Here is an 11097-nt window from a genome sequence, read left to right on the forward strand (position 1 = left end):
GGGGGCTTTTTTTATGGCGACACCCCAAACCCGCGGCCCCCCCGCCAAACCCCGGGGCCCAGGTTTTCTCTTTCGATCGGCCTGTGGCCCTGGGCCCCGGCCTTCGCCGGGGATCAGCTCCTTGTCCCACCACCGTCATCCCGGCGAAAGCGGGGGATCAGGCGATGGCGGGAATAGAGCCGCACGAGATCCCGGCTTTCGCCGGGATGACGGCCATTATTCCGCGGTCTTCTTTGCAGCCGGCTTCTTCGCCGCTGCCTTTTTCGGTGCCGCCGCCTTCTTGGCCGGAGCCTTTTTCGGCGCGGCCTTTTTCTTGCCCTTGCCCTTGGCTGGACCCGCCGCGGCGCGGGCATCGATCAGCTGGGCGGCTTCCTCGAGCGTCAGCTGGTCCTTGTCGATCGACTTGGGCAGCGTGGCATTGGTCTCGCCGTCGGTGACGTAGGCGCCGTAGCGGCCGTCCATCAGCTTGATCTCGGCCTCGGTACGCGGATGCTTGCCGAGCACCTTGAGCGGCTCGCGGCTCGCACCGCGTGCCGGCCGCCCGGCATTGTTCGCCGCTTCGGCCAGCTTGACCACCGCGGCGTTCATGCCGGTCTCGAACACTTCCATCGTGCCCTGCAGGCGGGCGTATTTCCCGTCATGCGCCAGATACGGCCCATAGCGGCCGATCGACGCGGTGATCGGCTTGCCCGTCTCCGGATGGTCGCCGATCACGCGCGGCAGCTTGAGCAGCTTCAGCGCCAGCTCCAGGTCGAGCTCGACGTCCTTGGGGATCGATGCGCGCGCCGCTTCCTTGCCTTCGCCCAGCTGGATGTACGGCCCGAACCGGCCCGACTTGCGCTCGACGTTCAGGCCCGTGTCCGGATCCTGGCCCAGCACTTCCGGCCCGCTGTCCTCGCCGCTCTCCCCGCCCGGCTGGGCAAAGCGCCGCGTGTATTTGCACTCGGGATAGTTGGAGCAGGCGATGAACGCGCCGAACTTGCCGCCGCGCAGCGCCAGTCGCCCATTGCCGCAGTTCGGGCACAGGCGCGGATCGCTGCCGTCCGCCTTTTCCGGGAACAGATAGGGCGCGAGGAATTCGTCCAGAGCAGCCGTGATGTCCGACGGCTTCTGCTCCATCACATCGGCCGTACGCGGCTTGAAGTCCTTCCAGAACGCCTCAAGCACCGCCTGCCACTGGGCGCGGCCGCCCGACACGTCGTCCAGCTCCTCCTCCAGCTCGGCGGTGAAGTCATAGTTGACGTATTTCTGGAAGAAGCGCTCGAGGAACGCCGTCAGCAGCCGCCCGCTCTCCTCGGCGAAGAAGCGGTTCTTCTCGAGGCGGACATAGGCGCGATCCTTGAGCACCTGGATGACCGAGGCGTAGGTCGAAGGGCGGCCGATGCCGAGCTCTTCCATCCGCTTGACCAGCGAGGCTTCGCTGAAGCGGGGCGGCGGCTGGGTGAAGTGCTGCTCGGCGTTGACCGCCTTCTTGGCTGGCGTCGCGCCTTCGCTCATCCGCGGCAGGCGGCGCGAATCCTCGTCGCCTTCGTCGTCGCGGCCTTCCTCGTACAGCGCGAGATAGCCGGGGAAGATCACCACCTGGCCGGTGGCGCGCAGCCCGTGCTGGCTGGTCGCGTCCTCCAGGTCAATCGTCGTGCGCTCCATCCGGGCCGAGGCCATCTGGCTGGCGAGCGCGCGCTTCCAGATCAGGTCGTACAGCTTGGCATGGTCGCCCGAGCCCGTGCGGTCCTTGCTGAAATCGGTCGGCCGGATCGCTTCGTGCGCTTCCTGGGCGTTCTTCGCCTTGGCGGTGTAGATGCGCGGCTTGTCGGGCACATAGCTGCCGTCATAGCGCGCCGCCACGGCCTTGCGGGCGTCCTGGATCGCACTCGGGTCCATCTGGACGCCGTCGGTACGCATATAGGTGATCGCGCCGTCCTCGTAGAGGCCCTGGGCGATCCGCATGGTGTGGCTGGCCGAGAAGCCCAGCTTGCGCGCGGCCTCCTGCTGCAGCGTCGACGTGGTGAACGGTGCGGCCGGGTTGCGCATCGCCGGCTTGGTCTCGACCGAGACCACGGTGAAGCGGCCTTCCTCGACGGCCTTCTTCGCCGCCTCGGCAGTCTTGCCGTCGCCGATCGAAAGCCGGTCGAGCTTGTCGCCCTTGTACTTGACCAGGCGGGCCTGGAACGGCGTGCCGTCCTGCTCCATGTCGGCGGTGACCGACCAATATTCCTGCGGCTTGAACCCTTCGATCTCGCGCTCGCGATCGACGATGATGCGCAGCGCCACGGACTGGACGCGGCCGGCCGACTTGGCGCCCGGCAGCTTGCGCCACAGCACCGGCGACAGGGTGAAGCCCACCAGATAATCCAGCGCGCGGCGGGCGCGATAGGCGTCGATCAGGTCGGTATCCAGCTCGCGCGGATGCGCCATCGCGGTCAGGATCGCCGGCTTGGTGATCGCGTTGAAGGTGACGCGCTCCACTTCCTTGGGCAGCGCCTTCTTGTTCCGGAGCACTTCCTGGACGTGCCAGCTGATCGCCTCGCCTTCGCGATCAGGGTCGGTCGCGAGGATCAGGCGATCGGCCTTCTTCGCCTCGTCGGCGATCGCCTTCAGCTGCTTCGACTTGTCGGCATAGGTCTCCCATTCCATCGAGAACCCCTCCTCGGGATCGACGGAGCCGTCGCGCGCGGGCAAGTCGCGGACATGGCCATAGGAGGCGAGGACGCGATAGTCCTTGCCGAGATATTTCTCGATGGTCTTCGCCTTGGCGGGCGATTCTACGATGACGAGCTGCATGGGGGGTAAGCGGTCCTCACGTGTACGCGTGTAAGGTGGGGAGCGGCGGCGGGGGCCGTCAACCCGGTTGATCTGGAACTTGGTAACGCTTCGCGGGTATCACTTCGGCACGTCCAGGGGGAGCCAAAGATTGCTCGACGAGACTGTTTCGCCGCCGCCGCGCAGCGGGCATCGCGGCTGGTGGATATTCGGAAGCATCCTCGTGCTCCTGCTGGCCAGCGTCGGTGGCGGGTATCTCTGGCTGCGTGCCAGGCTCGAAGGGAAGGTAGAGCCGCCGCCGCGCGCTTCCGATCAGGTCGAGGTACCGAAGCAGGTCTCCGCGATCGATGTGCCGCTCGACGTCCACGTCTCGGTGATCAGCCGCGCGATCGAGCAGGCGGTGCCGCGCACGCTCTGGTCGATCAACCAGCAGATCGACAAATGCGTGCCCGCCCAGCGGGTCAAGCTGTTCAAGGCGAAGATCAAGGTCAGCCCCGATCTCGGCTGCACCGTGGTCGGCACCGTCACTCGCTCCGCCATCCGCCTGCGCGGCGAGGGCAGGGACATCGTCGCCGATGTGCCGATCCGCGCCAATATCGCCGCGCGCCATGTCGGCGGCTTCCTCAAGGGCGAGACCGCGACCGGATCGGCAATGGTCCGCGCGCGCATCCGCTTGTCTGTCACCGACAATTGGCAGCCGCGCGCCACCGTCCGCCTCGCCTATAGCTGGACCACCCCGCCCGGCATCGATTTCCTCGGGCGCCGCATCACCTTCACCGACAAGGCCGACGAGAAGCTCGGCCCCATTGTCCGCGATCTCGAGCGCAAGCTGCCGCAGGAGATCGCGAAGGTGAACATCCGCGCCCGCGTCGCCGATGCCTGGCGGCAGAGCTTCACCTCGCTCGAGCTGAACGAGCAGAACCCGCCCGTCTGGATGCGGATCACGCCGCAGAAGCTTAGCTATGGCGGGTACAGCCTTTCCGGCAATCGCCTGCGCCTCAGCCTCGGTTTGTCGGCGCTTACCGAGACATTTGTCGGCCCGCGCCCCGAGGATCCGAATCCCTCCCCCTTGCCCCCGCTCGCCCATGACGCCGCCGGATCGAAGCTCGAATTCTTCATTCCGGTGATCGCCGATTACGCCCAGCTCGAGCCCGTGCTGAAAAAGGCGCTGGCCAAGCGCGCCGTCCGCCCGTTCGAGCTGCCAGGCATCGGTCCGGTGGTGGCGCGGTTCGACAAGGTCACCGGCTATGGCACCACCGGCGGCCGCATCGCGGTCGGCCTGACCATCGCCGCGCGCCCACAGAACAGCACCACCGAGACGCACGGCCTGGTCTGGCTCACCGCAGTGCCGGTCAACACGCCGGGCTCGCAGCGTGTCCATTTCGAGCAGCTGGCGGTGAACGGCGATACCGACGGCATCGGCGGCGACCTGCTCGTCCGCCTTGTCCAGGCGCCGGCGGTGTCCGAGGTTCTGGCCGGCGAGCTCACCCAGAACTTCACCCGTGACTTCGAGAAGCTGCTCGGCAAGGTCCGCCGCGCGATCGTCCGCAAGCGCGCCGGCGACTTTCTGATTCGCGCCGACATCGCCGATGTCCGCACCGGCGCGATCAAGGCCAGCGGGCAGGGGCTCTACCTGCCCGTCTGGGCCTCTGGGACCGCGCGGGTGGAGTATGTCGGCCGTTAGGCCAGCATCTTCGCCCGAACCGCATCGATATCCGCCGCCGAGTGGCGCTCGGGCACCCGCTGGTCCTCGGGCCCACTGCCGCGATTGACCAGCCGCCCGCGCTGCACCGCCTCGCGCTCGCCCACTTCGGCGGCCCAGCGGTTGAAATGTTCGTATTCGCCGATGTTTAGGAACTCGGCCGCGCCGGCATAGGCATCGCCGCGCGCCACGCCGCCATACCAGGGCCAGATCGCGATGTCGGCGATCGTGTAGTCGTCGCCGACCATGAACTTGTTCTTCGCCAGATGCGTGTCGAGCACGTGCAGCTGGCGCTTCACTTCCATCGCATAGCGATCGATCGCGTACTGGATCTTGAACGGCGCATAGGCGAAGAAATGGCCGAAGCCGCCGCCCAGGAACGGCGCCGAGCCCATCTGCCACATCAGCCAGCTCATCGTCGCCGCGCGCCTGGCCGGGTCGGTCGGCAGGAACGCACCGAACTTCTCGGCCAGATAGACCAGGATCGCACCGCTCTCGAACACGCTGATCGTCGGGTCCACCGAATGATCGACCATCGCGGGGATCTTCGAGTTCGGATTGATCCCGACAAACCCGCTGCCGAACTGGTCGCCCTCGCCGATATTGATCTTCCAGGCGTCATATTCGGCGCCCGCATGGCCGGCGGCGAGCAGCTCCTCGAGCATGATCGTCACCTTCTGGCCGTTGGGCGTGCCGAGCGAATAGAGCTGGATCGGATGTTCGCCGACCGGCAGCACCTTCTCATGGGTCGCGCCCGAGACCGGCCGGTTTATGCTGGCAAAGGCGCCGCCATTGCCGGCTTCCCAAACCCAGACCTTGGGCGGGACATAGCCGGCGGGCTGGTTGTTGGCGGGATCGGGTGCGTCGGCCATGTCGGGCTCCTTGGGGAGAGGTTGCCGCGGCGATGTAGGAACGGTCCCGAAACTTGCTAGGGCGAAATCAGCGCGGTTCCGACAGGGCGAGCATTACGAAGAACAAGGCGCCCACGGATGCGTTCAGGACCCATGCGAAAATGCCGGACCAGAACAGGATCGGCCGCTCCCGCCGGCCATAGCGCTGCCCACGGTTGTGAACTGCGCCGCGACGCAGGGAGACCATGGTCTCGCCTACGAAAAAGCCCGTGAACACGAGCAGCAAGGCGAAAGCCACATAGATCATGCGGAAATCAGGCTGAGGCGCCCGCCGCCGTGCCGCTCCAGCCGCCCGCCCAGCTCCAGTTCGAGCAGGACGGTCTGCACCACCGCCGGGGCCAACCCCGATTGCCGGATCAGCTCGTCCACGCTCACCGCAACCGGCCCGAGCAGCCCCGCCACCACGCGCCGGTCCGCATCGCTTGCGTCCTCGGGCGGCGGACCCTGCCAGCCGCTGGCCGGAGCCCGCACCGCGCGCGGATCGATCGGGCGGACCATCTCGAGGATGTCGTCCACGCCCTGCACCAGAGTCGCGCCCTCGCGGATCAGCAGGTTGCAGCCTTGCGCCCGCGGGTCGAGCGGCGAGCCGGGGACGGCCATCACGTCGCGCCCCGCCTCGGCCGCGATCCGCGCGGTGATCAGCGAGCCCGATCGCGGTGCCGCCTCCACCACCACCGTGCCCAGCGCCAGCCCGGCGATGATCCGGTTGCGCGAGGGGAAGAAGCGGGCCAGCGGCTCGGTGCCCGGCGGCTGCTCGGCCAGCAGCAGCCCGTCGCGCGCCACCCGTTCCTGCAGCTCGGCATTTTCGGGCGGAAAGGCGATGTCGATCCCGCTGGCGATCACGCCGACGGTGCCACCGCCCAGCGATCCGATATGCGCGGCCGTGTCGATCCCGCGCGCCAGCCCGGAGACCACCGTCACCCCTGCCTCGGCCAGTCCCAGCGCGATCTGCCGGGCGAAGCGGCAGGCGGCAGCGGAGGCATTGCGCGCACCGACGATCGCCACCGCCGGCCGATCGAGCAGCGCCAGCCGCCCGCGCAGGATCAGCGCCGGCGGGGCGCTGTCGAGCTCGGCGAGCAGCGGCGGATAGTCGTCCTCGCCCAGGAACAGGTAGCGGGCGCCCAGCTTCTCGACCGTCGCGATCTCGCGCCGCACCGCGCCCGCATCGGCGATCACCGGCGCGCGCCCACCGCCCCGGGCGGCAAGCGTGGGCAGCGCATCGAGCGCCGCCTCGGCATTGCCGAAGCGGGCGATCAACTGGCGATAGGTAACCGGGCCGATATTGGCGGAGCGCAGCAGCCTGAGCTGTGCCTCGCGCCTGTCAGGCACTTTTCTTGCTGCCGCCGACGCGCGGTTCGGTGCCGTTGAGCAGCCGGTCGATATTGGCGCGGTGCTTCCACAGCACGATCATCGCCAGCGCGAGCAGCATCAGCACCAGGTCGATCCGCCCGAAGAACGCCGCGCTCACCGGCGCGCTGATCGCCGCGCTCATGCCGGCGAGCGAGGAAATGCGCAGCGCCGCCAGCAGCCCGAGCCACACCGCCGCGAAGACGATGCCCGAGGGCCAGTGGAGCGCGAGCACCACGCCCATCATCGTCGCCACGCCCTTGCCGCCGTTGAACTTGAGCCAGATGGGGTAGCAATGGCCGATGAACGCGGCCAGGCCGCCCAGCACACCGCCACCGGGGATCAGCGCGCCTGCGATCAGCACCGCCGCCGCGCCCTTGGCCAGGTCGAGCAGCAGCGTCGCCGCCGCCAGTCCCTTGCGGCCGGTACGCAGCACATTGGTCGCGCCGATATTGCCCGAGCCGATCTGGCGAAGGTCGCCCGCGCCGAAGAAGCGCGTCAGCAACAGGCCGAATGGAATCGAGCCGAGCAGATAACCAAGCAGCAATACGCCGGCCGGGCCGATGGCAGTTTCGAAGGTCAAGAAATCCGCTCCCCCAATCCGGTGCCAACATAGTGGCTGGCCACGGCCGCGCAATGTGGATGGGGTACCAATCGCTCCGACTTGGGCGAAACTCGACTTTGCCCTAGCGTGGCGCGACGAAGTGCGTGGGTGCTGCGGGTGTCGGGGAGCGTTTGGTGCTGGATGAGCGAATGCAGGCGGCGATCAGCCGGCTGACCGAAAACGAAAAGGAATGCCTGCGCCGCCGCCTGCTTCCCCAGACCGCCAAGGAAATGGCGATCGAGCTCGGCGTCTCGCCGCACGCGGTGGAGAAGCGGCTCAAGATGGCCCGCACCAAGCTCGGCCTCTCCTCCTCGCTCCAGGCGGCGCGGCTGCTCGTCCAGGCAGAGTCGCAGTCCGGGTCCCAGGCGCTGGTACCCCATGCGCCGGACCTCGCCGCGCCGTCCCGGCCGCTGCATGCCGGTCCCGTCTCCGGCGGAAGGCGCCGGTGGTGGATTGGAGGAATTGCAATGAGCATCACGATCGCGGCGGCCGCGCTGGCCCTCACGTTGCCCGGCGCCCCGGCACCGCAGCAGAGCGCGCAGGCGCCCCAGCAGAAGATGAAGATGTATGACGGGCCGTTCGTGCCGGCCACGCCGGAGCAGGCCACGGCCTATCTCGCGCAGAGCTTCGCGACGATGGACAAGGACAAGTCGGGCTATCTCGAGGCAAACGAAGCGCCGCGCGCTTCGGTCAGCGTCAACAACGGCCCGCGCAAGGATGTCGGGGCGGAGCAGGGCGGCCGGATGTTCCTCGCCCGCTTCGACACCAATGGCGACGGCAAGGTGAGCAAGGACGAATATATCGCCACGCGCCGCCCGATGGTCCTCGCCATGGGCATCCCGGCCAACTGGAAGCCGCGCAACTGATTTGAGCCCGTCGACCGCGGTAGTGCTGCAATCCTCCCCCTCCGGGGGAGGATTGAGTTGCCTCAAGGCCAGGCGCCACGCGCAGCGTCTGGGGAATCGAGGCCAGATGAGATCCCCCTCGGGGGTGTTTCCGAAACTCGGGGCGGTTGACGCTCACCGGCTGCGGAGCCATGCCCCGCGGCGATGATCGACAATCGCCCCATCTTGTTCTTCGATTCCGGCATGGGCGGGCTTTCGGTGCTGGCGCCCACCGCCGCGCTGCTGCCGCACGCGCCGCTGGTCTATGTCGCGGATTCGGCGGGCTTCCCTTATGGCACCCGCAGCGAAGGCGAGATCGCCGCACGCGTGCCGGCGCTGCTCGGGCGACTGGCGGAGCGCTATGATCCGCGCCTGATCGTCATCGCCTGCAACACCGCTTCGACGATCGCGCTCCAGCATGTCCGCGCCGCGCTCGACGTGCCGATCGTCGGCACCGTCCCCGCGATCAAGCCCGCCGCCGAAATCAGCCAGAGCCGCGTGATCGGTGTGCTCGGCACCGAGGCGACCGTCCGTCAGCCCTATGTCGACGATCTCGCCGCGCGCTTCGCCGGCGATTGCACCGTGCTGCGCCACGGCTCGGCCGAACTGGTCGAGATTGCCGAGGCAGCGCTGGAAGGGGTGGCGCCGGTGCCCGAGCGGATGCGCGCGGTGCTGGACGGGCTGTTCGACCAACCGGAGGGCGACCGCATCGACGTGATCGTCAACGCCTGCACCCATTTCCCGCTGGTCGAGGCCGAACTCGCCGCCGCTGCGCCGCATCCGGTCCGGTTCGTCGATGGCGGTCCCGGCATCGCTCGCCGCGTCGCCTATCTTACGGAAGGGCAGGAATGGCCGGCCGCGCCGATTCCAGGCAAGGCGGTCTTCACTGCCCGCAGTGTCCGCACCGAAGCGCTCGCCCCCGCGCTGGCGCGCTACGGGCTGGGCGTGGTCGAGTCGCTATAGGCTGGGCCGCACACCCATCACACCGTCATCCCCGCGAAGGCGGGGATCCAGGGTAGTTCGGGCGAAGGAAGCAATCGGACCTGTGCTGAACGGATACACCAAAGCGTGCCGCGCACCATTTGCTTGCGACTCTGGATCCCCGCCTTCGCGGGGATGACGGAATAGGATAAGGGACACATCCGGGCCGGCGCTAGCTGCCAGGCCTCCGGGAATCCGCCCTCAGGCCTGCTGCGCCACCGGCACCGTCGCGACCATGTCGCGCAGCCGCGCCGAATAGCGTTCAGCCATTTCCTGGTGCACGCGCCGCGCCGTGGTGTCGTCGGCGCGCGCCGCATGCTCGCGCTCCTCGCGCTCGCGTTTCCGGTAATATTCTATGTCTCTCGCGCTCATTGCGGATGCTCCATACGCAAGCGGGAGCCCTAGTCTCTCAGCCGCGGGCTATGCTTGGGTGCCGACTCGCCCGCGATGGGATCAATGTACCACAGCGGGATCGACTTCCGAACCAACGCATATCAATTCCGTCCAAACCGGATTTTGCTTTGGATCAAAGGCGCTAAATTCCGGTCCGATTAGGCATTATGTCCAACTGGAAATCGCCGGACTTTGGCGGTAGGAACACGTTATGCACAGCGCAGACAGCACAGCGCCCGTCGACTATTCCCGGGTTTTCACGTCCGCGATCGACCGGCTGCATGCCGAGGGCCGCTACCGCGTCTTCATCGATATTTTGCGCAACAAGGGCATGTTCCCCAATGCGCGCTGCTTCGCCGGCCATAACGGCCCGAAGCCGATCACCGTCTGGTGCTCGAACGACTATCTGGCGATGGGCCAGCACCCGAAGGTGATCGCGGCGATGGAGGAAGCCCTCCACGACGTCGGCGCGGGCTCGGGCGGCACGCGCAACATCGGCGGCAACACGCACTACCATGTCGATCTCGAGCATGAGCTCGCCGATCTCCACGGCAAGCAGAACGCGCTGCTCTTCACCTCGGGCTATGTTTCGAACGAAGCGACGCTCTCCACGCTCGCCAAGGTGCTGCCGGGCTGCATCGTCTATTCGGACGAGCTCAACCACGCCTCGATGATCGCCGGCATCCGCAATTCGGGCTGTGAGAAGCGCGTCTTCCGCCACAATGACCTGGCGCATCTCGAGGAACTGCTCGCGGCGGACGATCCGGGCGTCCCCAAGCTGATCGCCTTCGAGTCGGTCTATTCGATGGACGCCGATATCGCCCCGATCGCCGAGATCTGCGACCTGGCCGACAAGTACAATGCGCTGACCTATCTCGACGAGGTCCATGCCGTCGGCATGTACGGCCCGCGCGGGGGCGGCATCTCGGACCGGGAAGGCCTGGCTGATCGGCTGACGATCATCGAGGGCACGCTCGGCAAGGCGTTCGGCGTGATGGGCGGCTATATCGCGGCCGACCAGATGATCATCGACGTGATCCGCAGCTATGCGCCGGGCTTCATCTTCACCACTTCGCTGTCGCCGGTGCTCGTCGCCGGCGCGCTGGCCAGCGTGCGCCACCTCAAGGGCTCGTCGGAAGAGCGCGACGGCCAGCAGGCCGCGGCCGCCAAGCTCAAGGCGATGATGGCCGAGGCCGGGCTGCCGGTGATGCCATCGACCACGCACATCGTGCCGCTGATGGTCGGTGATCCGGTCAAGGCCAAGAAGATCAGCGACATCCTGCTCGCCGAATATGGCGTCTACGTCCAGCCGATCAATTACCCGACGGTCCCGCGCGGCACCGAGCGCCTGCGTTTCACGCCCGGCCCCGCGCATGACGAGAGCATGATGCGCGAGCTGGTCGATGCGCTGGTCGAGATCTGGGGCCGCCTGGAACTGCGCCGCGCGGCGTGATTTCCTTCCTGTTCCCCGGGGGGGGGGCCGGGGGGCGGGGGGGGGGGGGGGGTGGGGGGGGG

The 11097-nt window shown here is 67.6% G+C and carries 10 protein-coding genes; 4 read left to right on the top strand and 6 right to left on the bottom strand.

Annotated features, from left to right (window positions below):
* Window positions 1-216: 216 nt before the first annotated feature.
* Entirely contained in the window at window positions 217-2781 is a 2565-nt protein-coding gene (gene topA, locus AAHM44_RS23745; protein ID WP_342251534.1) for a type I DNA topoisomerase, read from the bottom strand.
* Window positions 2782-2911: 130 nt separating this feature from the next.
* Here topA and AAHM44_RS23750 point away from each other — a divergent pair, with 130 nt between their 5' ends.
* Window positions 2912-4444 carry a DUF4403 family protein gene (locus AAHM44_RS23750; protein WP_342251535.1) on the top strand — a complete coding sequence of 511 codons (1533 nt, stop codon included), beginning with the start codon at window positions 2912-2914 and terminating at the stop codon, window positions 4442-4444.
* Here AAHM44_RS23750 and yghU read toward each other — a convergent pair.
* From yghU to plsY, 4 genes are all read right to left on the bottom strand, one after another.
* Window positions 4441-5334, bottom strand: coding sequence for a glutathione-dependent disulfide-bond oxidoreductase (gene yghU / locus AAHM44_RS23755; protein ID WP_342251536.1), 894 nt, complete (start codon window positions 5332-5334; stop codon window positions 4441-4443). The genes AAHM44_RS23750 and yghU overlap by 4 nt on opposite strands.
* Window positions 5335-5401: 67 nt before the next feature.
* Complete coding sequence (locus AAHM44_RS23760; protein ID WP_342251537.1) at window positions 5402-5620, bottom strand: hypothetical protein; 219 nt, start codon at window positions 5618-5620, stop codon at window positions 5402-5404.
* Complete coding sequence (gene dprA, locus AAHM44_RS23765; protein ID WP_342251538.1) at window positions 5617-6702, bottom strand: DNA-processing protein DprA; 1086 nt, start codon at window positions 6700-6702, stop codon at window positions 5617-5619. The genes AAHM44_RS23760 and dprA overlap by 4 nt, the downstream gene beginning before the upstream one ends.
* Window positions 6695-7285: a glycerol-3-phosphate 1-O-acyltransferase PlsY gene (gene plsY / locus AAHM44_RS23770; RefSeq protein WP_446746020.1), complete on the bottom strand. Its 591-nt coding sequence runs from the start codon at window positions 7283-7285 to the stop codon at window positions 6695-6697. Before plsY ends, dprA begins: the two co-directional genes overlap by 8 nt.
* Before the next feature lie 173 nt (window positions 7286-7458).
* On the opposite strand from plsY, the gene AAHM44_RS23775 reads away from it, so the two are divergent.
* Together AAHM44_RS23775 and murI are read left to right on the top strand one after the other, a co-directional pair.
* Window positions 7459-8190 carry an EF-hand domain-containing protein gene (locus AAHM44_RS23775; RefSeq protein ID WP_342251540.1) on the top strand — a complete coding sequence of 244 codons (732 nt, stop codon included), beginning with the start codon at window positions 7459-7461 and terminating at the stop codon, window positions 8188-8190.
* Between the two features lie 183 nt (window positions 8191-8373).
* On the top strand, window positions 8374-9171 hold the full coding sequence (gene murI, locus AAHM44_RS23780) for a glutamate racemase (protein WP_269573886.1): 798 nt from the start codon (window positions 8374-8376) through the stop codon (window positions 9169-9171).
* A 219-nt stretch (window positions 9172-9390) separates the two neighbouring features.
* Here the strand turns inward: murI and AAHM44_RS23785 are convergent, their stop codons facing one another.
* Window positions 9391-9561: a hypothetical protein gene (locus AAHM44_RS23785; RefSeq protein WP_269573887.1), complete on the bottom strand. Its 171-nt coding sequence runs from the start codon at window positions 9559-9561 to the stop codon at window positions 9391-9393.
* Window positions 9562-9793: 232 nt separating this feature from the next.
* Here AAHM44_RS23785 and hemA point away from each other — a divergent pair, with 232 nt between their 5' ends.
* Complete coding sequence (gene hemA, locus AAHM44_RS23790) at window positions 9794-11035, top strand: 5-aminolevulinate synthase (protein WP_342251541.1); 1242 nt, start codon at window positions 9794-9796, stop codon at window positions 11033-11035.
* The last annotated feature ends 62 nt before the right edge of the window (window positions 11036-11097 follow it).

Origin of the sequence: Sphingomonas sp. OTU376 (genome assembly GCF_038440415.1) — a bacterium.
GTDB classification, from domain to species: Bacteria; Pseudomonadota; Alphaproteobacteria; order Sphingomonadales; family Sphingomonadaceae; genus Sphingomonas; species Sphingomonas kyeonggiensis_A.